We start from the raw sequence: 25,267 nt of genomic DNA, 5'->3' as shown, positions 1-25,267 counted from the left end.
ATCATTCTACTTTTTTCAACACGTATACTTTTGAATCAAAATCATAAGAATGTGGTCGGTCATCCTGGATTTGACCCGCCGATCCATCTGTTATGACTAAACCAATATTCATCAACTCACTACCGTAATACAATCGGTCATCTCCATCAATGTGATATAAAGCATCTGGATCTAAACCTTTCAATTTCAATTTTCTATAACTCCAGTTTGCTTCATTCAGTATTTTGTAATTGCCAACAATTGAACTTGATTGATCCTCAGACACAACCATCCAAGCACAATAATTGGTATTAAATGGATCCATTAAACGATAAAATAGACCGTTGTGAATTAACTCACGATATTCTTTTACAAACTTCACCTGCTCTTTTACCACGTCAATTTCATTCTCGGTTAAATAATTTAAGTCCAGTTCATACCCAAATGAACCAAAATATGAAACATTTCCTCGGGTAGTGATTGGAACCTCTCTGTAGGTTGTTTCATTAGGGGAAGCAGTGACATGAGAGCCGATTGAACTTAATGGGTATACAATCGAGGTGCCGTATTGGATTTTCAAGCGATCAATCGCATCTGTGTTGTCACTTGTCCATCCTTGCGGTGAATAATATAGCATCCCTGGATCAAAACGACCGCCACCTGAAGAACAGAATTCAAACAAAATTTCAGGAAACTTTTCTTGTAAGCGTTCGTAAAGATGATAGACCCCTAAGATATAACGGTGGGACAATTCTTTTTGACGATTGGCAGGCAAATAGCTTGAATAAACTTCCGTCATACTCCGATTCATATCCCACTTAACATATTTTATATTGGCTGAAGATAATACTTTTTCCATACTGTCATAGATATAATCAACCACTTCTGGATTGGCATAATCTAATACAAATTGATTTCTACCATGAGACATATGACGATTCGGAGTATGGATGACCCATTCAGGATGCGCTCGATAGAGATTGCTATCCTTATTAACCATCTCGGGTTCAAACCAGATTCCAAAATCTAGCCCGATACTATTAATTCGCTCAACTAAATTAGTTAATCCATTTTCAAAAATATCATCGCTAGGATACCAATCCCCTAGGCCAGCTTTATCATTTCTGCGATCACCAAACCACCCATCATCGAGCACAAATAATTCGATACCGCATTCAGATGCTTTTTTAGCAATATCAAATAATTGGTCCTCCGTAAAGTCCATCCGCGTGGCTTCCCAATTATTAATCAGTATTGGCCGTGCTTTATCATGCCAGTAACCTCTAGTCAAATGATTTCTGTATAGTTGATGGAAAGTTTGACTCATACGATTCAAGCCTTTGTCAGAATATACCATCACAACTTCAGGGCTGTAGAAATCTTCCCCCGGTGTTAACTGCCAAGCAAAGTTTTCCGGATTAATTCCCATATTGATCCTGATATTATTGAAATTATCTAGTTCAACTTCACCTAAGAAATTACCTGAATAAACGAAATTCAATCCGATAGCTTTTCCGCTGAATTCGTCGGTCTTATCATTCAGCAAAGCTAAAAATGGGTTATGATGGTGACTAGAGTTCCCTCGGTTACTGGCAATCGAAGTCAATCCTGGTTCAATATTTCTGATTTTAGGATGTCTTTCTCTCCCCCAAGCTCCAGATAATTGCAGTATTTTATACTGATCATTAGGTATGTCGAGACTCAAACTCATGATGCGAGTAATGGTTAAATTCTCTTCCCCCTGATTGCTCAATTGAACAGAACGTGTAATCACAGGCAACTCTTTAAAAATTGTATAATTTAAAGTCACAGACAGTCGGGTCAATGGATCCATTAACGTGATTGCTAAACTTTGACACTCTTGACTACTATCTGCATAAATCGATGGCAAACCTGGTATATCCGCTTTGCCTTCAGCAATTTTATGAGTCACGTATTCAAAATAACTGATATCGCTACCATTTTTTTGTTCAACGATGATGGCTGGTTGACGATAATCTGTCGTGCCATGGACAGGGAACTCTTGCATTTGGTACTCTCTGGTAAAACGATAACTATCTTCATAAACATAATTAGTCATCGGACGATAACTATCTTCAATCAAATAATCATAGTCTTCTTGGCAACTCACACGTTTACCATAATATAAATTAGATAGTGAGTTGTCCTCCATCACTTTTATAATATAGCTGATATCGCTATTATATAGATGAAACGTTCGACTCGATTCATTAAATATAATATCCATAATATCTCCTCTTCATAAAAATCCGATAATATGCTTCACATATTATCGGATTCTTTTTATATTGCAGTTATCTCAAATATACGTGCAGAAAAATCATTTTTTAGTTGTGGATAAATATATATGCCCAAGTTCATAAGTTCATCCCCATAAGCTTCAAATTCAGAGCCTTCATATTTCACTAAATACTTCACATCTGGATCTAAATACATTGGTTTAATCTTGTGCAATGGTTTAGACGCTTCATTAAGCACTTCGAAATAGAAGAGAAGCATCTTATTGTCATTATGAATCGACCAAGCAACTTGATTACCTTCAAACGGACTCATCAGCCGTGTAAATGTTCCCGTTTGAATCAATGCTCTATTCTCTTTATAAAATCGTACCTGTTGAGCGATACTTGCCAACTCATCTTCATTCAGGCTGGTAATATCTAACTCATAACCATATACACCGGCATAAGCGACCGCTGCTCTAAAATCAATGGAGGTCGTTCTACCTGTCTGATGGTTAGGTGAAGCTGATACATGTGCACCCATTGTATTAATAGGAGCTATCATAGACGTACCATATTGAATTTTTAGTCTCGCGATTGGATCAGTGTTATCACTGGTCCATACTTGGGGCATATACTGTAGCATGCCGAGGTCAAAACGCCCACCTCCACCAGAGCAACTTTCAAATAAGATATTATCGTAACGGCTGGTAATTCTATCAAGTAGGTCATACAGTCCTAATATATAACGATGATTCGCTTCGCCCGACTTGTTATCTTCTAATGCAGCAGAATAAGTCTCTGAGATATTACGGTTCATGTCCCATTTAACATAATCGATATCTATACTGTCCAATATTTCAATCATTTGAGTGTAAATATTTTCTCTGACTTCTTGGCGTCCCATATCGAGGACATATTGACTTCTTCCGCGCGATGCACGTTTGTTGACATCATGTAACACCCAATCTGGATGATTTTTATATAATTCACTTTCTTCGGATATCATCTCAGGTTCAAACCACAGACCGAACTTCATACCTTTATCATGAACATAGTCGGCAATATTTTTTAATCCGTTTGGGATTTTTTCATGGTATTCAAACCAATCACCGAGTGAACTAAAGTCATCATCACGTTTACCAAACCATCCATCATCGAGTACAAATAATTCAATACCCAATTCATTTGCTTTATCAACTAAATCAAATACTTTTTCTTCAGTAAAGTCAAAATAAGTTGCTTCCCAGTTATTAATCAAAACCGGGCGTTCAAATTCAGCATATTTTCGTGGAATAATATGCTGCTTAATAAAGTCATGATAGCTTTGCGATAAACCATTGATTCCTTGGTTTGAAAAGGCAATCAGCACTTCTGGCGTTTGGAATGACTCCTCTGGTGAGAGGTTCCATTCAAAGCCTGTACTCTGAATCCCTAGCTGCACTCTTAAATTTTGATAAGGATCCTTTTCAACCGTCATCTCATGACTACCGGAATATACAAGCTGATAGCCGACAGCTTTACCTCGGAATTCAGTCGTATGTTTATCCAGAATTGCAATAAAAGGATTTTGATGATGACTACTACTTCCACGTTTGCTGTCTAATTTTTTAATTCCTGTATGTATCGCTTCTCTCTCAACCATGCGTTCACGTGCCCACGACCCATTAAGTTGTAATAAGTCATAATCACCGGGCTCCACATCGACAGATGCACTAGCTATTTTGTAGATAACACTCTTCTGATCACTTTTATTAATCAGCTTCGCTGATCTAGCAATGACAGGTTGATTATTAAACACCGTATAGTTTAAAACGAGCTCATGTTGTAAAGCCTCATCGAAGAGATATAACCTTAATGTTTTAGCCTCATCTTGTGCTTCTACATAACTCGATGGTAACCCATCAATTTGGCTGACACCATCAAAAATTTCATGATCGATATAGCGAAAATCATTGACTGTTGAACCTTCTTGATCTCGTATAATCAATGACGGTTCTCTAAAATCACCACTGTTATTCCCAGAATATTCAAGGGGTAAGATGCCCAAAGAGAATTGTCGATAATCTAATCCAACTTCTTCAGGATTGACTTCGAAGTCTCGATTAAATTTAGGATAGATTCCCAATGTACTCAGATTTCGAACTTTTCCCCCCATGTATATATGGGTCAAAACATTGTGATGATCCACGTGCATAATGTACGATATTTTATCATTCGAGAGATGGAACATCTTTAAGTTTTCATCATAAATAATTTTTGCCACCATACTCCTCCTTCAGTTGAATCTATAATTTACCACCTGTTGTAGCAATTCCTTCGATAAATTGTCTTTGGAATATTACATAAATAATTACCATTGGCCAAACTGCCAAACAAGACGCCGCCATCAACTGTGGATAGTTAACCGTGTATGCGCCCTGAATTTTAGATAAGGAAGATGATAATGTTGCCATATTAGGATTAGAGTTTATGATCAATGGCCACATCATATCCTTAAAGGCAAATAGCGCAGTAAATATCGCTAAAGCAACCATTCCAGATCTGGCTAATGGAAGCATAATATCAAAAAATATTTGCCCGATATTCGCCCCATCAATTAACGCTGATTCTTCCAAGGATTTAGGCAACCCCATAAAGAATTGCCTCAATAGAAATGTCCCAAATGCACTAACAATGCCGGGGAAAACAAGCGCAAAGATTGAATTCCGCATATTAATCGCATCAATTATTTGATATTGCGGTATGATAAACACTTGTGATGGCACCATCATTTGTACTAAAACTAAACTAAATAGAAAGTCTCTCCCTTTAAATTCAATTCTAGAGAATGCATAGGCTGCCATCGCACTAAATAAGACAGACGTGACAATTCTGATAATCATCATTGCAAAGGTATTAAAGTATAGACGTCCAAAATTATTGCTACTAATCATTTCTGTGTAATTTTCAGTCTGCCACACACTCGGAAAGATAACGATTGGATTCATCGCTGTCGCTTCAGTTTGAGTTTTAAAAGATGTTAAAAACATCCATATAAATGGCACTAACATCACTATTGCCACAAAAATTAAAATTATATGGACGCCTAATTTAGATGTCGCTCTCGTTTTCATTTTATTCCCCCATATAATTTACCCATCGACTTTGCAGCTTCATCTGAGCATACGTCAAAATCAATAGAATAATGACTAAGTAAACAACAATAGTTGAACCATATCCTTGTTGACCATATAAGAATGAATTGTTATAAAAAAGATAAACAAGTGATACGGTTGTATCATAAGAAGGCATATTTGGTCCCACCATCATATAAATCACATCAAAGACTTGCATTCCTGTCATGATACTTGTGACACTGACAAAGAAAATGGTCGGCGACAGGAGCGGTAAAGTGATGGTCCACAATTTAGTCCACCAAGAAGCTCCATCGATATCCGCTGCCTCATAGTAGTCTTTAGGGATTTCCTGAAGCCCAGATAAGAATAAGACCATTGAGTATCCAATCTGACTCCATATACCAATAATTGCAATCGCAATCGGTGCCACATTCGGGTTTTCAATCCATGCAATCGATTCAATGCCAATTTGGTTGAGCAGATAGTTAATTAAACCAAAATCACGGTTGAACAACCATTTCCAAACCATTGTTACTGCTGCTGGTGCCGCTACCATCGGTAAGAAATAAATTGTACGATAAATAGAACGCCCAGCTATTTTATTATTCAAAATCACCGCTAAACCAAGTGAGATTACAATGGTTGGCGGAACAAACATTAAAGTGTATCTCAATGTATTCCAGGTGGCTTGTAGAATTTGCTCGTCTTGGAACAACTTTTTATAGTTATCAAAGCCTACAAATGTCAAGCTTTTACCAAATGCCCCTACTTCAAAGAAACTCATATAAATTGTTCTAAAAATTGGAATTATATTTAATATAATCAACCCTATTACAGTAGGGGCTGCTAACGCAAGCCCCCACCGTAATGATGATTTTTTACCAAAAGCATACATAATTTTTCATCCTCTTATTATGGTTCTTGTCTAATAAAATCATTCATCATTTCTGCTGTTTCTTTCGCCACTTCTTCAGTTGGACGAGCACCGATATATCCATCTCTTAATATTTCATATGATTTTTGTTCCCAGATTGCAGTCGCCTTAGTATGAGGACGCAATACTTGGTTTTCCATCATGTCGATGTATGCAGATAAGTCATAGTTTTCGTCGGACTCTGTCCAAACTTGCTCAGTACCTTCATACGCTGAGATAGCCACACCTAGGCGAGATTGTTTTTCTTGAGCTTCTTGACTAGAGAGATATGATACAAATTTCCATGCTTGTTCAGGATGTTGAGTATTGGCACTAATAGCATTACCTAGACCGTTGTAAATACCAATACGATCATGTCCTTCTTTATAAGGGAGTACTGCTACAGCAAAGTTTTCTTTAAGATAATCATTTTCTTGGAATAAACCAACTAGCCAGGATCCCATGTAAGCCATCGCAGCTTTACCATTTTGTAATGCTTGAATTTGCTCGTCATCTAAATAAATTTCTGGAGATAATCCTTCACGAGTAAAGTTAAAGAAGAAATCTAAACCTTCAATTGTTTCTGGTAAATCCATACCTGACGTTCCATCTTCTTTTATCACAGTACCGCCGTTTTGATAGATAAAGTTATAGAAGCCTTCCTGGTTTGACAACTTGAATGCAATACCGTATTTATCTTCTTCTTTATTTGTCAAAGTTTGCGCAGCATGGAATAAATCATCCCATGTCCAATCCTCATTTGGATACTCTAGGCCTGCTTCATCGAACAATGTTTTGTTGTACCAAAGACCGACAGTATCTTGGTCTTTAGGCAAAGCATATTGAACATCATTGATGTTGTACAAGTTCACTAATCCTTCTGGAAACTTCGTTAAATCAACACCGTCTTGTTCGATATATTCATTCAAGCCCAATAACATATCATGCTCACCGTATTTATTAATTTCGTTGGCATGCATCCAGAATACATCCGGTAAAGATCCACCTGTTGCACCTGCTTCTAACATTGTCCAATATTGATCCCAACCAACAACTTGAATGTTGACTTTAATGTCTGGGTTAGTCGCTTCAAAGTCATCAGCAATTTCTCTAAGACCAGGCTCTTGTCTAGAATCCCAAATTGTATATGTAATTTCGACTTGATCCTGAGCAGAGACTGGAATCGCTGTCAATGTACTAACTACCATCAATAAACTAAAGATCAAAGCACCAATTTTCTTAACTAGTTGTGACATTTCTTGCACTCCTTTTCCTTTTGATACATCAAGTGTAACATCTATGATTGCGCTTTCAAATATCTTTTTTTTACAAGTATATTTTACATTTCCATTTTTAGCGCTTTTATGATATATTTTATATACATAAACATATATTTTAGGCTGTTTTAATAAATATTTTGAGGAGAGGGTGTGTCGATTGCAAAATAAAATCGTGCGTATCTTTCAAAATGTCTCTTACGTTGACTTATATCCTATTCAATTCGGTTATGAACAATGCTCAGCTGAACATGTGGTGCCATTGTCAAAGTTTAATAACTATATTTTTCACTTTATTAAAAGTGGCTCGGGTTATGTGCATATTGACTCCCTAGGTCATGAGATAAAACTATCAAAAGGTCAAGGATTTATGTTTGAACCCGGCATTATATCCAGTTATCGTTCTGACTATAATGATCCTTGGGAGTATTATTGGGTCGAGTTTAATGGTATCAAATCAGAAAACTATCTAAATCGAATTGGTCTCGATCATCAAAATCAAGTCTATACCATCAAAAATATGGATGAGATAGATATAATTGTATATTTTTATCAACAGTTATTGAATGCCGAAGAGACTGATGATATTTATATTTTGAGTATTCTTTATGGGCTATTTCATGCGCTTTTTGAGTATAGCGATGCCTTGCCAAAGTGTGAAGAAAATATGACACGAAACTTTTATGTTAAAGAAGCCATCAAATTTATTTCTAGAAATTTTACCAATTCTATTACAATCGAAGATGTTGCCAATCACTGTAATATTAACCGAACCTATTTAACCAAACTGTTTAATGAAGAACTAAATTTGACACCTTCACACTTTTTAATCAAAACTAGACTATCGCGAGGGTGTGATTTGTTGACAAGCACCAATAAATCAATCGCTGAAATAGCAGATGATATTGGCTACAGTAATCAATTTATTTTTTCTACTGCATTTAAAAAAGAATACGGTATCCCGCCTACTGAATGGCGAAATCAACATCAGCAATAAATAACAGAGAAGCATATCATTAATCGTTAACAGTCTCTTCGTTTAATATGATGAGTAGACACAACGTATTAATCATTAAAGAAATAGATTCGTATACATTTACTAAGTACAGTTTTAAATCGATTTATTACATAATTTAATAACGTTTATTCGTTTTTGATTAGTTTTTATATCATAAAGGTGCTTTTTAATGGTTAATAAATAAAATCATACCAAAAAATAACATTTGAAAGCGCTATCGATTTTGTTACATTGTTATCAATAATAATAAAGGAGTATCGATATGGCAGAAATATTAATGAAGAATATTTATAAATCGTACGATGGTAGCGAGAAATATTCTGTAACTGACTTTAACTTAGATATCAAAGATAAAGAATTTATTGTCTTTGTAGGACCTTCTGGTTGTGGAAAGTCGACCACTTTAAGAATGATTGCTGGTTTAGAAGAAATAAACAAAGGTGAATTATGGATTGATGGAAAACTAGTTAATGAGTTGCCACCAAAAGATCGTAACATTGCGATGGTCTTCCAAAACTATGCCTTATATCCTCACATGTCCGTATATGATAATATGGCATATGGATTGAAAATTCGTAAACAAAATAGAAAAGAAATTGATGAAAAAGTTAGAAGTGCTGCAGAAATTCTAGGGTTAACTCCTGTACTCAAGTCTAAGCCGGCTGCTCTTTCTGGTGGACAAAGACAGCGGGTTGCCCTTGGTCGGTCAATCGTCAGAAATGCGTCTGTTTTCTTGATGGATGAGCCACTTTCAAACTTAGATGCGAAATTGCGTGTTCAAATGAGATCTGAAATTTTAAAATTACATCAAAATTTGGGTACAACGACAATTTATGTAACGCATGATCAGACTGAAGCGATGACTATGGCTACACGTATTGTGGTTATGAAAGATGGGTTAGTTCAACAAATAGGTACACCGATTGAAGTATATGACAATCCAAGCAATAAATTTGTTGCAGGCTTTATGGGATCACCGGCCATGAACTTTTTCGAGATGACTTATCAAGATGGGAAAATACACAACGGTCAGTCCGTTTCTGTATCTGTCACTGAGCCACAGAAGAAGAAACTGGATTCTGCTGGATATAACGGGAAGAGATTATTCTTTGGAATTAGACCTGAAGATATACATACAGAACTAATTTATTTAGATAGTCAACCACAGGACAGAATGAGTGCTGAAATTACTGTATCTGAGTTGTTGGGTTCAGAGACGATGTTATATTTGACCTTAGATGGTAGTGATTTTGTCGCTAAGGTAGATTCTAGAGACTATGCAACACCAGGTGAAAAAATCGATTTCGTATTCGATATGAATAAAGCGCACTTCTTTGACATTGATACTGAAAAGGTAATTAAATAGGAATAACTTTTGAGCTATAGTCTTTACTATGAAAGAGACTATAGCTTTTTTGAGTTGATAGGATAGAAATACGATGTATGTATTATTACATAAATATATCGCAAAGACTTGGTGGCGGAAATCAAAACTAAGCATCCCTATCTTCTCTGGAGACCATTTCTAATATCAACTAGCCCGGAACTGTGTCGCTCCCATTTGAGTGAGGGGACTTGTCAGATTTGCCTTAGCGCTATAGGTTCAGCGACCGTGATTATAAGGCTTGGTCCACCCTTGTATAAATCCAGAAGCAATCCACAACAGAGCCTTCTATGTAGGCAACTATGCTTGACTTAGAAGGTGTCAATCCGTATGATAGATTTATCATTTAATAGAGAAAAGGGGCGAGAGGTATGCGAAAATTCATCAAAGGTTTACTGGCTTTTTTATTGCTAGTAGGGGGTTTGAGTCCAAGCTTTGCATCTGCAGAGGAACGGGCATTTGAAGGAGAGACTGTTCGCGTGGGAGTCGTTGGACCGGAATATGAGGAACTGTGGGAATTTGTGGCTGAGAAGGCGATGAATGAGGAAGGGATCACTTTAGAAGTGGTACTGCTGACAGATTACAATACGCCGAATGAGGCCTTAAGAGATGGATCAGTGGATATGAACGCATTTCAGCATGATGTCTTTCTTGATAACTGGAATGAGGAGAATGATGGAGATTTGGTTAGTCTAGCGTATACTTATGCGGTACCAACGCGTATTTATTCCCAGGAATATGCTAGTTTAGAAGAATTGCCTGAAGGTGCTAAAATAGCGGTAAATTCTGCGCCGACAAGTTTAAGTTACAATTTACAAACTTTAGAGCAGGCAGGCTTACTTACTTTGGCGGATAATGGAGAGCTGCTGCCGACCCCGAGCGATGTTGAAGAAAATCCTAAAAATCTCGAATTGATTGAATTGGATGGAGCGCAAATTCCAGCGGCTGTGCCTGATGTGGATGCGGCCTTTATTGATAATTCATTCCTAGGTGGAACAGACTTTGTTCCAGCGGACGCTATTTACGTATATGGTGATACGCCTGAGACGATTAATATTGACCGGGTTAATAATATTGCGGTGCGAGCAGAAGATGCCGAGAATCCGTTATTGCTTAAGATTGTAGAACTCTTCCAACAAGCGGATGTGGCGGAGAAAATCACTGAAGTAACGAATGGCGGAAGTATTCCAGCATGGGAATTAGTAGAAGAAGCGAAGAATTTATAGGGAATTGCATAGTGAATTCCACCTATTTTATACAATGTAAGAAATAAACATAATTAATTTACTCCATAATTCGGAAGATTTTCCTGCAAGGAGCTAGAGTCTTTGCTTGCTAAGACACTCAAGTGCGTAGGGTGAAGCCGAAGCTCAGAGCCTAAATCGCTCTATTTCGATTCGCATGTGTGACTGTAAGTTGCTAAAGCGACAATGGTCTCATCAGCTGCGATCCAAGGCTCTGATATACGCCAGACCATCCTAATCTTGCGGGAAAATCTTTTGAATGATTCCGTAATTAATTTGTTTGTGTAATTTTGTGAATAGAAAGTAAAATTTACCTTTCAAAAAATATTTATAACAATGTATAAAGAAGCCCATACGCATATTGCTATTCTACGAGACGAGTATGGTGGCTTTGAAGGTATTATTACCTTAGAAGATGTTATTGAAGAAATTGTTGGCAATATCGAAGATGAAACGGATCAATTTATTGAAGAAGCAACCGGTGAAAGCTTTGATACGAAGCTTCAATCGACTTTAGTTGAAAGCGAAGAATAATCCATTTAAAAGCCTAACTTTTGTAATAGATAGTTAGGCTTTTACCTTATAGTTTGCTATGATGAGGAAGTTAAGAAAAGCTGGAAGGAGATAAAGTATGCGCGAGGAATATCTAGGAGTTCAGTGGTTAAGGCAGTATCACTCCAGTGAGCCACGCCTTGGTTTGGAACGGGTTGAAGCGCTCTTGGAGCTGGTTGATAACCCTCATTTAAAGCTTCCGGTCATTCATATTGCTGGTACGAACGGGAAAGGTTCAACCGTTGCCCATTTGGCTAAATTATTAGAGGCCTATGGCCAACGTGTCGGTATTTTCTCGTCACCCTATATTCAAGCTTATGAGGAACAGTTTCTTATTAATTTCGAGTCGATTCCAACCGATACCTTACAGGCTTATATCTCGAAATACCAGCAGCTTTTTGCAAAAGAAAGTGATAATCAAGCCATTCAGGGAATTACGGAATTTGAACTGCTTACAGTGCTTGCTTATGATTATTTTGCGGATGAGGCGGTTGATTATGTCATTATGGAGACAGGCTTGGGTGGCTTGTTGGATTCAACCAATGTTTGTCGGCCTGTACTGACAGGGATTACGACGATTGGCTTGGATCATACCGCTATTTTAGGTGACACCCTTGAAGAAATCGCCCAGCAAAAGGCGGGTATCATTAAAGCGGATACGCCACTTGTCACTGGGAGAATTGAGCAAGCTGCCTACGAAGTAATTGTAGCCCAAGCAGCGCAAAAGCAGGCCCCTCTTTATGGGCTAGATGAAGCTTATCATGTCGCGCCAATAGGGCAAGCTTCTGCATTTGGGCAGGCTTTTGTCTATCAGAGTGCGCGAATCCCTGCAAGCAATTTCACTACGCCTTTATTAGGCCTACATCAAGCTGACAATGCCGGCATGGCTATTCGCTTATTCGAAGTGTTAGCTGAAGCCAACCATTGGCTTTATAACGATGAGCGCATTCAAGAAGCGCTTAGTCAAACTTGGTGGCCAGGACGTATGGAAGAGATTTCAAAGGGACCAAGGATTATCATTGATGGGGCGCACAATCCTCATGCCTTAGCCCGCCTAAAGGAAAACCTAGCTTCGCTAGGGGCAGCCGATTCGATTGACATCTTATTTGCCTGTATCAATACGAAAGCCTTAGAAGATATGCTTGCATTGCTGCATGACATGCCTTATCGAACATTGAATATTACGACTTTTGCCCATGAACACGCCTTCTCGTTGGAGGAGTTGAGCGAGGTCAAAGGTGAAGAAGATATTCTCATAGAAGATTGGCGCACCTTTGTAGATACCTATTTACAAGAAGCATCTCCAAAAAGCACGCTTTTGATAACAGGTTCGCTTTACTTTATTAGTCAAGTGAGAAAGCATGTGTTGAAGTAGAATTACATTTTACGCATTAAGTGCATCCAAGTAACTTTAAGGGGAGTAGCTTGGATGCATTTTTCTTTTGCTGAGAATGTTTTGTTCGAACTCCAGAAAAATAATACAGATGATAAGGTGCAGAGAGTGGCAAGTAAATGGTTAGGTGAAAATATATGAATGCAATGTTTTTGTGCTGTTTGCAGAATATTGTAGTAAATTCGAGCAATTTTCTAATAGTGATATTGCCATAAGGGTGATTTAGAGGAATTTTTGTTTTTGGAAATTTGGAATTTTAATTTGATGACATGGAAATCAGGCTTTAAATGGGTATATGTATATAGAGAGTCAAATATGAGACTCTCAAATAATCCATAGAAAGGTGTTGGTTTAATGTACCTACCAACCAATGATTTCTTGTTTAAGAAGACGTTCTCAGCTAGTGGTCAAGAAGCCCTAGCGAAGGCGTTAATTGAATCGATCTTAGGACGGGAATTCCTTGATGTCCAGTTGGCGAATCCCTACACGATTGAAGCTTATAAGGCTAAGGGGAAACCTGAGACGACCGAGGTAGATTTTCTGGCTCAGGATATAGAGGGCCGGTATGTCACGATTGAAATGCAAGTGCACCGTGAACCGTATTTCCTAGAGCGGATTCATTATTATGCTGGGGGCGTGTATCGGAAGAACTACGGTAGAGAAAAGGAACAGATTGTTCCCCATAATAGGTATTCTAGTTTGAGGCAAGTGTATAGTATTAATATTCTGGATTTTGACTTATTTGCACGGGACGATAAGGAAGGCATTCGGACTTTTGTGTACCGGGATCTTGAGAATGCGGAAGTATTGTCAGATATTCAACCGTATAATGGGATTGAGTTGACCTTTGTGAGTTTGAGGAATTATAATATTAGTGAAGACGAACGATTCAAGCATTGGTGGAGTTTCTTTAGATTAAAACCACCGGCTGAAGATGCACCAGATATTGTGTTACAAGCCTATGCAGAAGTAGATGAAGCTAATTTGACAGAGGAGGAACGTAAGATGGCAGATTTAGTGCAAAGATACCAACATGATTTCGAGGCAGCGGTGGGAACAGCGATGTATGAAGGTGAAAAGATAGGCGAGGAGAAAGGCTTAAAGAAAGGCTTAAAGAAAGGTTTGGAGAAAGGTATAAAGCAAGGTATAAAGCAAGGTGAACGGAATAAAGTTCATGAAATAGTTTCGACAATGTTTAAGAACGGTGTAAGTATTGAGGTGATCGCTCAATATACAAATATGACTGTAGCCGAAGTAGAAAAGGCTCTTCAAGTGTCGGAATTTAAAGATCTTGATTAGGCTTCCATTATATTAATTATTAAAGCAATGTAAGATATGTAAGATATAAGTATGCAAGCCTATTAGCGGACAATACTTGAGTAAAGAGTTGTCTTTTGACTTATGCTGGTTACCCAGCAATCTTGCATAAATCGAATAAAGCGCATCGAATCAGCTATAAGAAAGCCGATTCGATGCGCTTTACAATTTTTGTGCTTTAAAGGTAGTAGGCTCATAGCTACAGTCGAGTGACCTCTTCATCAGTTATTGATAACTGACGCATTTGCTTGCCTGAAACTGGATGAATCCAGAAGGGTGCGATTTCCTTCATGGGTTCGATTATAAAAGCACGTTCTTCGATATAGGGATGGGGTATAAATAGGTCCTCTTGGTAAATAATTGCATCATTATAGAAGAGAATATCTATATCGATTGAACGCGGACCCCACTTAACCTCCCGGGTTCGTCCTAGATTATTTTCGATGGTCTGGACAAAGTTCAGTAAATTCTCTGCTTCCAGGAAAGTCTCAACTTCCACCACACAATTGAGGAAATCGGGTTGATCTTCAAGTCCCCAGGCTTTGGTTTGGTACAGAGACGACTGTTTTTTAACTTCGGTATGAGGGGCTTTGCTTAATTCTTGGATTGCGTTGTCGAGGAGATTTTCGCTATCGCCTAGATTGGAACCTAGACCGAGGAAGGCACGATTACGTCTGCGTTCGATGTCTATGTAAATACTCTCAACGGCTGTCATCACTGGGGCCCATGGCTTATGAAGGCGCAAGCGAACAGATGCAACGAGAGTATAGTGCCTTAAAATATACTGCGCTATGTCCTCGGCGACGCTTTCAATGAGATCGTAAGTTGTCTCGGTGAAGCGTTGCTTGATTGCTTGGATAAGGGCGCCATAATCTACGGATTGAGCCAAGTCTTTAGAGAAAGCGGCAGCTTGTGTATTGACGCATAAGTCAATATCCAAGGCAAATTTTTGCCCCAGGTCTTTTTCCTGAGAGAAGAGGCCGTGATTGGCAAAGATTATGAGTTGGTCAATGTTGATGTGGTCCATAGAACCTCCTAATATTTAATGTGTAAATTTTTGCGCTCGTCACTCCATTTGCACAAATCTCTCACCCGGCAATTATAGCAGTCTCTGGATAAATTATCGGCTTGCTTAAATAACTGGACGAACGTATCATCTGTCGTTGCAACGTCTCTGCCGCGGTGGTTGCCGATGGCCTTTAGGATACTGGCTTGCTCTTCGGCAGTGTAGTCAGTATAGGTCAAGGCTTGAATTGCTAAGTCGACTGAAGCATGGTCATGCGAGGTGCCGTGTTTGATTTCCTCCACGCGACCTAAATCGTGTAAGAGGGCAGTTGTATAGATTAAGTCTTTAGGGATATTTACTTTTTGTTCTAAACATAAGGTGTAGCAAATGCGTGCTACTGAAAGGAAATGTTCCAGATTATGTCGGCAATATATTCGGGTGGCTTCTAAGGAATCCAATTCTTCCAAATGCGCTTGAATAAAGGGGAGTTCATAGATAATATTTGTATTTCTCATCGGTCCAACATCCTATATGCTTCATCGAGTAAACGGGTGTCCTCAGCTAAGGCGCCTCGGGCGATTGATGTCACGGTTTTGGAACCAGGCTTTTGAACGCCGCGCATATTCATACACATATGTTCACCTTCGACAACAACTAATACGCCTTTTGCGCCTAAATATGTCATCATCGCTTCAGCAATTTCCTTAGTAAGTCTTTCTTGAAGTTGTGGTTTGCGCGCGTAGGTTTCTACCGTGCGAGCCAACTTAGAAAGGCCAGCTACTTTATCGTTGGGTAAATAAGCAATGTGAGCCTTGCCCCAGAAAGGTAGTAAATGATGTTCGCACATAGAGTAGAAACTCATATCCTTAACAACAACAATTCCCCCGTCGACATGTTCGAAAGATTTCTGCAGATGGGCTTCAGCTGTTTCACCCAAGCCACCAAAGATTTCCTTCATTGCCCGAGCTACCCGTTCGGGCGTCTCGAGTAAGCCTTCACGATTTGGATCTTCACCAATTGCTTCTAAGAGCATGCGAACAGCCGTTTCAATTTTCTCTGTATCAAAATGCTTCGCTTCCATAACCTTACCTCATTTCTTGATTCTCTTTGAGCGCTAGGGCAACTTGTCTGGCGAGTAAATGTTCCTGTACGGAATGGACACGAATGGCGTGTACGCCGTATTGCGTTGCCAGAAAACTAATCATTGCCGAGGCGGTATCAACATGTTGCAAGCCCACTTCGGTTGTGTAATCGTTCGGCAAGCCGACCTCTGCAACCAGTTGAGCGAGGAAACGCTTGCGTGACACACCCAAATATGTAAGGAAGCCCCGACCTTGTAAATGAGGAAGGGCGTTAATGAGTGCAAGGTTCTCTTCTGGGGTCAAGCCGAAGCCGATGCCTGGGTCTAACATAATCTGCTCAGGCTTGATATGAGCCGCCTCGGCTAGGGCCAAGGCTTTGTCAAAGTATATATCCATCAATTCGATAATATCAAGATTAGCGTAGCTGTTCAGCTCCTCTGCTGTCAAAAAGCTTTCACCGAAATGGGGAAAACGGCTTGCCGCAGGATGATTTGGGCGGATTTTGACCGGATTAAACATTAGGATTAATCCTGCGTGATGTTCGGCGATGACTTGGGCCATTGCTTTATCACCGATTAGGCCAGTAATATCGTTGATAACGTTGGCTCCTGCTTGTAAACATGCCTCAGCGACCGGTGCTTTCCAAGTATCTACAGAAATAGGTATATCAGAAAACTCACGAATCGCTTGAATAACCGGGACGACTCGGTTAATTTCTTCGTGGATTTCTACATAAGTAGAACCTGGACGAGTGGATTCCCCGCCAATATCTAACATATCCGCTCCTTGCCGGATAAGCTCCTTTGCCTTTTCAACGGCTTGTGTGACTTCATTGTGCTGGCCACCATCTGAGAAGGAATCCGGTGTGACGTTTAAGATAGCACAAATTAAAGGTTGATCAATCGCCATGACGCGTTGTTTCGTTACGAATTTCATTACTTTCTCCTATTCAAACAAAAAGAGCATCAGAAATGCTCGCAGCAATAGCGGATGCAAGCCCATATCGCATAAAGATTATTTCGTCTTGTAGCAACATCCCATCTACAAGCACTTAACGCATGAGCTTTACTCTTTTGTATTTTATTTTGTTGAACGAATCCTTTATCAAGGATGAGACGTCGGCTCTACGTTTAGAGTCCGTTCTTTTATGCCACAAGGGCAAATGACGTATGCCTATCATATCATACTTTATAATGACAACAAACACTTTCAAAGTAGATATTGTTTTGTCTAAAGGTGAAAATTCGCTATGATACGAAGTGAAGGAGGAATGAAGATGTTTGAGACATATTCCGGACAGCAAGTGAAACGCTTAGGTATGGGCACGTGGAAGATGGGGGATGATTCACGGATTGAAAAGCAGGAAATAGCAGCTTTACGTTATGGCATTGAGCAAGGGGTCCAGCTAATCGATACGGCCGAAATGTATGGGGAGGGTCGCAGTGAAAGTTTGCTTGGTAAGGCAATTACACCTTTCGCGCGGGAGGACTTATACCTTGTCTCCAAAGTCTTGCCTTATAACGCTGATAGCCAAAGTATGCGGGCAAGTCTTCAAGCAAGTCTGAAGCGATTGAAGACCGATTACCTAGATATGTATTTATTGCATTGGCCAGGGTCGGTACCTATTGAGGAGACGATTGAAGCCTTCCAAGTACTGAAAGATGAAGGCCTCATTCGTGCTTGGGGCGTCTCAAATTATGATACCCAACCCTTAAGCGAATTACTGGCCGTAACTGGTGGGGAGGATTGTGCGACCAATCAAGTCTTATATCATTTAGGTTCTCGGGGAATTGAATTCAGTCTAAAACCTTTAATGGACGAGGTAGGCATGCCCCTTAATGGCATACTGCCCCTTAGCTCAGGCAGGTCGCCTACGTGAGAATTTGTTGAATCATCCGGCTGTCGTCGAAGTGGCTCAAGAAATTAATGGCACACCTTACCAAGTGTTGCTCTTATTTCTATTGGCGCAAAGCAATGTTTATCCGATTCCTAAAAGCTCGAATCCAGATAATATGGCGAGCAATTTGGAAGTATTGGAGATGACTTTAAGCGCGGAACACCTTGCATACTTAGAACAGCATTTCCCTGCACCAACTTACAAGATGCCTTTAGACATTGAGTAAAAGAATACCTATGCAAGGAAAGCTAATAATTAAATGGGCTTAAACGATCATAAGCAAGTGCTTAGGGTGGGAACACTTCACTTTGTGTGATGATTCAACCACCACTTACCAAAAAAAGACTTGCATCACACCTATAAATTTCTTAAGATGATGGGTATCAAACGAAGGATGTAGGTGAACGATGGAAACAGTGGAAGATAATCGATTTGAACGGGTAAAATTAATCTTAGGCGATGAGGGTCTGGCGGCTTTGCGAAAGTCTACAGTTATGGTTCTCGGCCTAGGTGGGGTTGGGTCAAATTGTGTTGAGGCACTCGCAAGAGGTGGAGTAGGGACGTTGATTTTAATTGATATGGATGTGGTTGATTACACGAATATCAATCGTCAAGCCATTGCCTTTACCTCCACTGTAGGGAGGCCAAAAGCTGAAGTGATGGCTGAGATGGTGCATGATATTAATCCCGCTTGCCAAGTGTACGCTGAACAGCAGGAGCTTGATCAGCAGAATATTCCTACGTATTTAAGTCAGTTTCCTCGGCCTGATTATGTGATTGATTGTATTGACCTGGTCCTCTCCAAAGCGGCACTTGCAGCCTGGGCGCAAGCCGAAGGATTGCCTTTATTGGTTGCGATGGGTGCAGCAAATAAATTGGACCCTTTGCGCTTTCAGTTTACAGATATTCACCAGACGTATAATTGCCCTTTGGCGAAGAAGATGCGTCAAGAATATCGTAAATTTGGGGTAGGCGAGGTGGAAGTGCTCTTCTCGGATGAATTACCACGCAAGGTGGACAATCCAGTCAGTACAGCTCGTTCACACACTTTAGGAACCATGTCTTATATGCCACCGATTCTTGGCCAGATGCTGGCAGGGAAAGTCATTCGGCGCCTGAGTCATTTCGAAGCGATGCCATAAGTTTACTCAAAGGGGTGATAGGGTGTTACTTGATACACATTTCCATTTAGATTTTATTAAGTCACCAGAAGAACGCCAGCAATTTCTAAGCTTATTGAAAGCGTTGGATGTGGGAATCGTTGCCCAAACTGTCTTACCGACAGACTTCTTCTCCTTGCTTGAAGAGCTTAAAGAGAGCAATACGCTGCTTTCTTTGGGGTATCACCCGTGGTGGATTCAGTCGGATGAACAAATTGAGCTCGAATTGGCTGCCTTTCGGAGCGGTCTGACGAAGACTCGTTTCATTGGTGAAATTGGTTTAGACTTTAGCCCGAAGATTCTGGACCAGGCTAGTCAAGACCGTCAAATAGCTGTTTTATCAGCGATATTTGAAGCAATAATTGAGGCGAGTCAGCCCAAGCAACTACCTTATATTCTATCGCTTCATACAGTCCGTTCAGCTCAGGCCGTATTGGACCTACTTGAACATTATGCCTTGCCTACTTATAATGTTCTCCCGGTTTTCCACCGTTTCAATGGAACCAATGACGAACTTTTTCAATTGAGACGCCTCGGTGCTTACCTCTCGGTCAACCCCCTCACCTTAAATACCAAAAAAGGACGCGCCTATCTACAGCAGATGCCAGCAGATCGACTTTTGCTGGAGAGTGACTGGCCGAAGCAAGCCCAGGCTACGTTCGGTCAGAAGCAATTATTGCAGTTGGCTGATGATTTAGCGGACTTGTTGAAAGAAACGTGCGACTATATGAGTGAATTGCGTGGGGAAGATATGACACAGCAAATTCTTCATAGCCAGAATGCACTATATTTCGCAAATTAGAAACGATGCAGCCACATCTTAAAGTGTGGTTGCATCGTTTCTGTTTGCTTGGGAGATATATGATTACTCGGACCTTCAGCCAATGGCTGGACTAAGTTTTGCCTGGGATAAAGCCGATGGGAACAGTTATGCCACTTAACTAAGAGCAGAGCTAGGCTGGAGTTGCATGTGGATTAAATCAGTTTATCCAAGATTTCGGTCGAAATGATTAATCATGATAACTGGCATAAGGCCAAGCAATCCCGATGTGAAGTGGCGAATTAAATTCTCGGCGTGAAGGCCTTGGGTAACAGTCCGCCTTTATAACTAGGGGCAAGGGTCTTATACTTCGGATCTAGCTTGCTCATCTATGCCACACTCGTTCGTACCAAATGAAAGCCCCCGTTTATTCCAAAACTTCAATCTAAACGAGTGTTTACATTGAAGTTTTCGACCCTTCTTGATAAATTGAAGTAAACACCAGAAAGGAATGATGAAATGTCTTACGCAAATTTACTTACCAGTCGCAGAAGTATTTACCATATTGGGCGGAATACGCCGGTTACAGCAGAGGAGGTAACGGAAAAGTTACAAATACTCATCCCGACCATACCCACTGCATACCATGTTGAATCCAGCCGTCTCATCGTAGCCAGCGGCCAGCTGCATGAAAAGCTCTGGGACACACTACATGATAGTCAGAAAGCTTTCGTTGATCCAGCGCGCTATGAAGCTATTGCCCCGCGTTTTGAACAGGCTAAAAGGGGTGTCGGTACCCTCCTCTTCTTTGAAGATAGGGCAGTGGTAGACGAAATGCCGACGAGTCCAGAGCGGCAGGCGGCCTATAAAGAGCAGAATTCAGCCATGCTTACCTTTGCCAGCTGGCTTTTACTAGCTGATTTAGGCTTAGGTGCTTCCTTGCATCACTTTAATATCGGCTATGACTTAGGCTATGATAAGGTTGTGCGGGACTTGCTTGACTTGCCCGAAACCTATGAATTGATGGCTGAGATGCCATTTAGCTCGATTGAAGCGCAAGCCGATGAGAAAGCGCGTGTTTCTGGAGACGAACGTGTGAAATTATATCTTTCATTATCACAAAATGCTTAAAAAACTTATAATGTACTAACAAACATACAATTTTCTGGTATACTGGCAAGTATCTTTAATAAGAAAGTTGGGATGTATTGGAGACTATTTTGCAAGATAAGGTACTTATAGGTTTGGCCATGTTGCTTTATATGGCTTTAATTATTGGCATTGGCTTATATTATGCTAAGCGGTCTAACTCTAGTTCGGAAGAATATTTCTTAGGCGGTCGCTCCTTAGGACCCTATGTTACGGCTCTTTCAGCTGGAGCATCGGATATGAGTGGCTGGCTATTAATGGGCTTGCCGGGGCTGGCTTATTGGATTGGGATTGGAGATGCTTTCTGGACGGCGGTGGGCTTAGCTTTAGGGACTTACTTAAATTGGCTCATTGTTGCTAAACGCTTACGCGTGTATTCCCATGTTGCGTCTGATGCGGTCACTTTGCCAGATTTTCTAGCAAATCGCTTTAAAGAGAAAGGACGCAAACAAGATAGTATTCTTGTCATTGCGTCGTTGTTTATATTAATTTTCTTTGTGATTTACGCTGCATCTTGTTTCGTGACGGTTGGGAAGTTATTCTCTGTTTTATTCGGGCTAGATTATGTGTGGATGATGATTTTCGGGGCGTTATTCGTCTGGGCTTATACATTCTTAGGTGGTTTTCTGGCGGAATCAACTTCAGACTTTATTCAAGGGGTTGTCATGTTTATCGCACTGGTTGTTGTTCTTGGGGCAGGTACCCATGCTGCCGGCGGCGTGTCTGGGCTTGTGGAGAATGCGCAGAAAATCCCTGGTTTCCTGGATATCTTCCATCAAGCGACTCCGTAATTGGATGCGAGTGGCCAGCAATTGGTCGAGAGTAGTCAGCCGCTCTTTGGTGGTGGCAAGCCACTTAGTTGGATTAATATTGTTTCTAATTTAGCATGGGGCTTGGGCTATTTCGGTATGCCGCAAGTGCTCTTGCGTTTCATGGCTATTCGTGACTCCCACGAAATTAAAGTGGCGCGCCGGGTTGGGACCTCTTGGGCCTTGATTTCCCTTTTTGCAGCGATTATTATTGGCATTCTTGGACGGATGCTTTATCCAACGAGTTTCGTAACCTTGCATGAGGCGGAGAATATCTTTGCGCTCTTAGCTCAAGAATTGATGCCTGCTTTTATGGCCGGACTGGTTATGGCCGGTATTCTAGCGGCCACTATTTCTTCAGCCGACTCTTATTTACTGATTGCTGCTTCTGCAGTATCTAAGAATTTATATCAAGGTGTCTTTAAGAAAGATGCGACGGATCAAGACGTTATGCGGGTTAGTCGGATTACTTTAGTGCTGACGACAGTGTTGGGTATTTTCTTCGCGATGGATGAAACTTCAGTCATCTTCCAAATTGTGTCCTTTGCTTGGGCTGGTTTCGGTGCGGCCTTTGGACCGGCATTATTATTCTCATTATTCTGGCGTGATTTAACGCGTCAAGGTGTCTTAGCTGGGATGATTACTGGAGGTGTGACGGTACTGGTATGGAATTTATATTTATCACAATTTGGTGGTGTTTTTGCGATTTACGAATTGCTTCCTGCCTTCTTATTGTCAAGCTTAGCTATTGTCATCGTGTCGCGCTTAACCAAGCCAAGTCAGGAAACTTTAGACCAGCATGAGCAATATTTACAGGAATTGGCTAAGATAGACTAGGCCTCGAATACAATTCAAAAGGCTTATGGCCTTCAAGTTACTGTAAGGGTGGCTTGAGTGTGTTGTGAAGGCAGCAGCATCTCGACAAGCTGGTGCACTTGGTGTTAATGAATTAAATAAAGAAAGGTCCCAGGTTTTTATCGTGAAGGAATAAAAGCCTGGGACTTTTTGGATAGGGTGTAGGGGCTAGTTGGTAGAGATTTCGGTTAAGGCTTTCGCGCCTCCTTCAATGACAATTGCCTCGAAACCTAAATGATTGAGGTAAGACGCAGCGGTGGTTGCCCGATTTCCAGAACCGCATAAGATGTATACGGCTTTATTGGAGTCGAGTTGCCCTACATGTTGGCTGATTTCATCTAGAGGGGCTTTATAGAGATTCTTCTCTGGCGCTGGTCGGGTTATTTCAGCTGCTTGGCGGACGTCTAACAAGGTATAGTCGCCTTTTAAGTCTAAGAAGTCTGTGGCAGGGATTGTTGGGGTTTGAATGAAATCATCTGCATTTAAATCGTCGATCGATGTTTGGCGGTCTCCCTCACGCCATAATTCCTTTAAATCGGCTTTGCTTTCACCGTCGTAAATCCAAGTGATGGGTTGGTCTAAGTTCAGAACTTGGTTAGCGTATTTGGGAAAGTTCGTCGCCGTGATATGAATGGCATGAGGTAGGTGACCGGCTCGGTAGCTAGCAGCTGGGCGAATATCAACAATTTGTTCTTGCATAAGAATCCCTCCAGAATGTGTGAGTTTGCCTTTATCTTATCATTAAATCCGAAATACGGCTAGGAATGTGCTATACTGATTACAATTCATGAGGAAAGTTGGACAAAGTGTGAAACGGTTTATTAAGCGATACCCTCTAGCATTAGCGAAGTTGATGTGTTTATGCAACACTTTGGGTTGTTCATATTAACTGGAAAAGGGGGAAGAAGATGGAACTAATCTTATCAGCAATACTCGTATTTATTTCGACATCGATCGATTATTTGGTTGTATTGACACTTATCTTCTCAACCATATCTGAGCGGAAACATCGGGCAGTTTATCTCGGTCAGTACTTGGGAACGGCTGTATTGGTCAGCTTTAGTGCCTTGGCTGCTTCGATGTTAAATTTCATTCCGCAAGATTGGTTGATTGGCTTTCTCGGCTTAATTCCATTAGGTTTAGGTATCCGAGCTATTTTTGTTGATGAGGATATTGATGATGACGAGGTGGAAGAACAATTGGCATCTCAGCAGACTGAAGCAGCGGCGGTCTTTGCTTTGACCTTGGCTCTAGGTGGCGATAATTTAGGGGTCTATATTCCCTATTTCACGGGGATGTCTGTGAGTGAGCTTTTAATCGTTTGCCTAGTGTTTGCGATTGGGGTTTTCTTACTATGTTATGGCTCCAAGCAATTAGCCGATGTGCCAATGATTGGTGAAGTGGTTGAGCGCTATGAGAAGGTCATTGTGCCAGTTGTTTTTATTGGGTTGGGGCTTTATATTATGTGGGAGAATGGCACCTTCCAGTATATGTGGCAATGGCTTCAATAAATTGGATAATGATTTAGCTTCTCATGCCATTTATGTGAGGGAAGCTTTGGGCTTGTGGGGGATTTGTTGGAGTTGTTATAATGATGAGAAGTGTAGAGAGGAGATGGAGGATGGAATACCGCAATGCAAGCCGTGAGGACGTTCCGAAGATTCTGTTCTTTATTCAAGAAATTGCTCGATATGAGAAGATGATGGATGAAGTTGTAGCCACAGAGGCGATGCTGGAAGAGAATTTATTCAATCAGCAAAGGGCAGAAGTTATCTTTGCGATGGAAGGGGATGTGGAAGTAGGTTTTGCCCTTTTCTTTCATAACTTTTCAACCTTTGTTGGCCGAGCTGGGATGTATCTCGAAGATATTTATGTCTTGCCAGAATATCGGGGACAAGGTTACGGCAAGGGGCTTTTACAATTGGTTGCGCAACTTGCAGTCGAACGTGGGTGTGGTCGGATGGAGTGGACGTGCTTGAATTGGAATCAATCGAGCATTGATTTCTACTTATCACTAGGTGCCGAGCCGATGGATGAATGGACAGTATACCGTCTGGCGGGCGAGACACTTAAGCAGGTCGCAGCTGACTCATCCGGAACGAAGGGATAATTG

23 protein-coding genes, 1 pseudogene and 1 riboswitch are annotated in these 25,267 nt (G+C 40.6%); of the genes and pseudogenes, 14 read left to right on the top strand and 10 right to left on the bottom strand.

Going from position 1 to position 25,267, the window contains the following annotated elements:
• Position 1: 1 nt before the first annotated feature.
• Genes CL176_RS09385 through CL176_RS09365 form a run of 5 tightly spaced genes read right to left on the bottom strand, consistent with a single transcriptional unit; the run spans position 2 to position 7,507 of the window.
• Positions 2-2,227 (bottom strand): alpha-galactosidase, encoded by a 2,226-nt coding sequence (locus CL176_RS09385; protein WP_118991080.1) that lies wholly within the window; start codon positions 2,225-2,227, stop codon positions 2-4.
• Positions 2,228-2,283: 56 nt separating this feature from the next.
• On the bottom strand, positions 2,284-4,452 hold the full coding sequence (locus CL176_RS09380; RefSeq protein WP_240430625.1) for an alpha-galactosidase: 2,169 nt from the start codon (positions 4,450-4,452) through the stop codon (positions 2,284-2,286).
• 55 nt (positions 4,453-4,507) lie between these two features.
• Positions 4,508-5,335, bottom strand: a complete 828-nt coding sequence (locus CL176_RS09375) for a carbohydrate ABC transporter permease (RefSeq protein WP_118991078.1) — start codon at positions 5,333-5,335, stop codon at positions 4,508-4,510.
• A 1-nt stretch (position 5,336) separates the two neighbouring features.
• Entirely contained in the window at positions 5,337-6,233 is an 897-nt protein-coding gene (locus tag CL176_RS09370) for a carbohydrate ABC transporter permease (protein WP_118991077.1), read from the bottom strand.
• Positions 6,234-6,250: 17 nt separating this feature from the next.
• Complete coding sequence (locus CL176_RS09365) at positions 6,251-7,507, bottom strand: ABC transporter substrate-binding protein (protein ID WP_118991076.1); 1,257 nt, start codon at positions 7,505-7,507, stop codon at positions 6,251-6,253.
• Positions 7,508-7,688: 181 nt separating this feature from the next.
• Between CL176_RS09365 and CL176_RS09360 the strand changes: the two genes are divergently transcribed.
• The 6 genes from CL176_RS09360 (at position 7,689) to CL176_RS09335 (ending at position 14,418) form a co-directional block, all read left to right on the top strand.
• Entirely contained in the window at positions 7,689-8,525 is an 837-nt protein-coding gene (locus tag CL176_RS09360; protein WP_162890933.1) for an AraC family transcriptional regulator, read from the top strand.
• Between the two features lie 283 nt (positions 8,526-8,808).
• Positions 8,809-9,912: an ABC transporter ATP-binding protein gene (locus tag CL176_RS09355; RefSeq protein WP_118991074.1), complete on the top strand. Its 1,104-nt coding sequence runs from the start codon at positions 8,809-8,811 to the stop codon at positions 9,910-9,912.
• A gap of 389 nt (positions 9,913-10,301) precedes the next feature.
• The gene (locus CL176_RS09350) at positions 10,302-11,156 is read left to right on the top strand and encodes a MetQ/NlpA family ABC transporter substrate-binding protein (RefSeq protein WP_118991073.1); all 855 of its coding nucleotides are present in this window, start codon (positions 10,302-10,304) and stop codon (positions 11,154-11,156) included.
• Between the two features lie 342 nt (positions 11,157-11,498).
• Positions 11,499-11,708, top strand: coding sequence for a hypothetical protein (locus tag CL176_RS09345; protein WP_338053783.1), 210 nt, complete (start codon positions 11,499-11,501; stop codon positions 11,706-11,708).
• A gap of 97 nt (positions 11,709-11,805) precedes the next feature.
• Positions 11,806-13,101 (top strand): bifunctional folylpolyglutamate synthase/dihydrofolate synthase, encoded by a 1,296-nt coding sequence (locus CL176_RS09340; protein WP_118991071.1) that lies wholly within the window; start codon positions 11,806-11,808, stop codon positions 13,099-13,101.
• A 372-nt stretch (positions 13,102-13,473) separates the two neighbouring features.
• Positions 13,474-14,418: an Rpn family recombination-promoting nuclease/putative transposase gene (locus CL176_RS09335; protein WP_118991070.1), complete on the top strand. Its 945-nt coding sequence runs from the start codon at positions 13,474-13,476 to the stop codon at positions 14,416-14,418.
• A 217-nt stretch (positions 14,419-14,635) separates the two neighbouring features.
• On the opposite strand, the gene folK is transcribed toward CL176_RS09335, so the two are convergent.
• The 4 genes from folK to folP are packed head-to-tail and all read right to left on the bottom strand — an operon-like array spanning position 14,636 to position 17,460.
• Positions 14,636-15,463 carry a 2-amino-4-hydroxy-6-hydroxymethyldihydropteridine diphosphokinase gene (folK, locus tag CL176_RS09330; RefSeq protein WP_118991069.1) on the bottom strand — a complete coding sequence of 276 codons (828 nt, stop codon included), beginning with the start codon at positions 15,461-15,463 and terminating at the stop codon, positions 14,636-14,638.
• Positions 15,464-15,471: 8 nt separating this feature from the next.
• On the bottom strand, positions 15,472-15,957 hold the full coding sequence (locus CL176_RS09325) for an HD domain-containing protein (protein ID WP_118991068.1): 486 nt from the start codon (positions 15,955-15,957) through the stop codon (positions 15,472-15,474).
• Positions 15,954-16,523, bottom strand: coding sequence for a GTP cyclohydrolase I FolE (gene folE / locus CL176_RS09320; protein ID WP_118991067.1), 570 nt, complete (start codon positions 16,521-16,523; stop codon positions 15,954-15,956). Before folE ends, CL176_RS09325 begins: the two co-directional genes overlap by 4 nt.
• A gap of 4 nt (positions 16,524-16,527) precedes the next feature.
• On the bottom strand, positions 16,528-17,460 hold the full coding sequence (gene folP, locus CL176_RS09315; RefSeq protein ID WP_118991066.1) for a dihydropteroate synthase: 933 nt from the start codon (positions 17,458-17,460) through the stop codon (positions 16,528-16,530).
• Positions 17,461-17,506: 46 nt separating this feature from the next.
• A riboswitch (THF riboswitch) is annotated at positions 17,507-17,599 on the bottom strand.
• Between the two features lie 201 nt (positions 17,600-17,800).
• Here folP and CL176_RS09310 point away from each other — a divergent pair.
• The 6 genes and pseudogenes from CL176_RS09310 to CL176_RS12740 all read left to right on the top strand — a co-directional run bounded on the left by CL176_RS09310 (position 17,801) and on the right by CL176_RS12740 (position 23,136).
• Positions 17,801-18,403 (top strand): aldo/keto reductase, encoded by a 603-nt coding sequence (locus CL176_RS09310; protein ID WP_240430488.1) that lies wholly within the window; start codon positions 17,801-17,803, stop codon positions 18,401-18,403.
• Positions 18,363-18,647, top strand: a complete 285-nt coding sequence (locus CL176_RS12745) for an aldo/keto reductase (RefSeq protein WP_240430479.1) — start codon at positions 18,363-18,365, stop codon at positions 18,645-18,647. Before CL176_RS09310 ends, CL176_RS12745 begins: the two co-directional genes overlap by 41 nt.
• A gap of 181 nt (positions 18,648-18,828) precedes the next feature.
• Positions 18,829-19,563 (top strand): tRNA threonylcarbamoyladenosine dehydratase, encoded by a 735-nt coding sequence (locus tag CL176_RS09305; protein WP_118991065.1) that lies wholly within the window; start codon positions 18,829-18,831, stop codon positions 19,561-19,563.
• 22 nt (positions 19,564-19,585) lie between these two features.
• On the top strand, positions 19,586-20,383 hold the full coding sequence (locus CL176_RS09300) for a TatD family hydrolase (protein WP_162890932.1): 798 nt from the start codon (positions 19,586-19,588) through the stop codon (positions 20,381-20,383).
• Between the two features lie 477 nt (positions 20,384-20,860).
• Positions 20,861-21,472, top strand: coding sequence for a nitroreductase family protein (locus tag CL176_RS09295; protein WP_118991063.1), 612 nt, complete (start codon positions 20,861-20,863; stop codon positions 21,470-21,472).
• A 119-nt stretch (positions 21,473-21,591) separates the two neighbouring features.
• A pseudogene (locus CL176_RS12740) lies at positions 21,592-23,136 on the top strand (sodium/proline symporter).
• Between the two features lie 186 nt (positions 23,137-23,322).
• On the opposite strand, the gene CL176_RS09285 reads toward CL176_RS12740, so the two are convergent.
• Positions 23,323-23,853, bottom strand: coding sequence for a rhodanese-like domain-containing protein (locus CL176_RS09285; protein ID WP_118991615.1), 531 nt, complete (start codon positions 23,851-23,853; stop codon positions 23,323-23,325).
• A 209-nt stretch (positions 23,854-24,062) separates the two neighbouring features.
• Here CL176_RS09285 and CL176_RS09280 point away from each other — a divergent pair, with 209 nt between their 5' ends.
• Both CL176_RS09280 and CL176_RS09275 read left to right on the top strand, forming a co-directional pair.
• Positions 24,063-24,665: a CadD family cadmium resistance transporter gene (locus CL176_RS09280; protein ID WP_118991062.1), complete on the top strand. Its 603-nt coding sequence runs from the start codon at positions 24,063-24,065 to the stop codon at positions 24,663-24,665.
• Between the two features lie 110 nt (positions 24,666-24,775).
• The gene (locus CL176_RS09275; RefSeq protein WP_118991061.1) at positions 24,776-25,264 is read left to right on the top strand and encodes a GNAT family N-acetyltransferase; all 489 of its coding nucleotides are present in this window, start codon (positions 24,776-24,778) and stop codon (positions 25,262-25,264) included.
• The last annotated feature ends 3 nt before the right edge of the window (positions 25,265-25,267 follow it).

It is taken from the genome of Suicoccus acidiformans, assembly GCF_003546865.1.
GTDB lineage: Bacteria > Bacillota > Bacilli > Lactobacillales > Aerococcaceae > Suicoccus > Suicoccus acidiformans.
This window is presented reverse-complemented; position numbering and strand designations above follow the sequence as displayed.

Coding starts and splice junctions, on each gene's coding strand:
- CL176_RS09385 (WP_118991080.1), bottom strand. CDS start 2,227: ATGGATATTATATTTAATGAATCGAGTCGAACGTTTCATCTATATAAT.
- CL176_RS09380 (WP_240430625.1), bottom strand. CDS start 4,452: ATGTTCCATCTCTCGAATGATAAAATATCGTACATTATGCACGTGGAT.
- CL176_RS09375 (WP_118991078.1), bottom strand. CDS start 5,335: ATGAAAACGAGAGCGACATCTAAATTAGGCGTCCATATAATTTTAATT.
- CL176_RS09370 (WP_118991077.1), bottom strand. CDS start 6,233: ATGTATGCTTTTGGTAAAAAATCATCATTACGGTGGGGGCTTGCGTTA.
- CL176_RS09365 (WP_118991076.1), bottom strand. CDS start 7,507: ATGTCACAACTAGTTAAGAAAATTGGTGCTTTGATCTTTAGTTTATTG.
- CL176_RS09355 (WP_118991074.1), top strand. CDS start 8,809: ATGGCAGAAATATTAATGAAGAATATTTATAAATCGTACGATGGTAGC.
- CL176_RS09350 (WP_118991073.1), top strand. CDS start 10,302: ATGCGAAAATTCATCAAAGGTTTACTGGCTTTTTTATTGCTAGTAGGG.
- CL176_RS09340 (WP_118991071.1), top strand. CDS start 11,806: ATGCGCGAGGAATATCTAGGAGTTCAGTGGTTAAGGCAGTATCACTCC.
- CL176_RS09335 (WP_118991070.1), top strand. CDS start 13,474: ATGTACCTACCAACCAATGATTTCTTGTTTAAGAAGACGTTCTCAGCT.
- folK (WP_118991069.1), bottom strand. CDS start 15,463: ATGGACCACATCAACATTGACCAACTCATAATCTTTGCCAATCACGGC.
- CL176_RS09325 (WP_118991068.1), bottom strand. CDS start 15,957: ATGAGAAATACAAATATTATCTATGAACTCCCCTTTATTCAAGCGCAT.
- folE (WP_118991067.1), bottom strand. CDS start 16,523: ATGGAAGCGAAGCATTTTGATACAGAGAAAATTGAAACGGCTGTTCGC.
- folP (WP_118991066.1), bottom strand. CDS start 17,460: ATGAAATTCGTAACGAAACAACGCGTCATGGCGATTGATCAACCTTTA.
- CL176_RS09310 (WP_240430488.1), top strand. CDS start 17,801: ATGTTTGAGACATATTCCGGACAGCAAGTGAAACGCTTAGGTATGGGC.
- CL176_RS12745 (WP_240430479.1), top strand. CDS start 18,363: ATGGCATACTGCCCCTTAGCTCAGGCAGGTCGCCTACGTGAGAATTTG.
- CL176_RS09305 (WP_118991065.1), top strand. CDS start 18,829: ATGGAAACAGTGGAAGATAATCGATTTGAACGGGTAAAATTAATCTTA.
- CL176_RS09295 (WP_118991063.1), top strand. CDS start 20,861: ATGTCTTACGCAAATTTACTTACCAGTCGCAGAAGTATTTACCATATT.
- CL176_RS09285 (WP_118991615.1), bottom strand. CDS start 23,853: ATGCAAGAACAAATTGTTGATATTCGCCCAGCTGCTAGCTACCGAGCC.
- CL176_RS09280 (WP_118991062.1), top strand. CDS start 24,063: ATGGAACTAATCTTATCAGCAATACTCGTATTTATTTCGACATCGATC.
- CL176_RS09275 (WP_118991061.1), top strand. CDS start 24,776: ATGGAATACCGCAATGCAAGCCGTGAGGACGTTCCGAAGATTCTGTTC.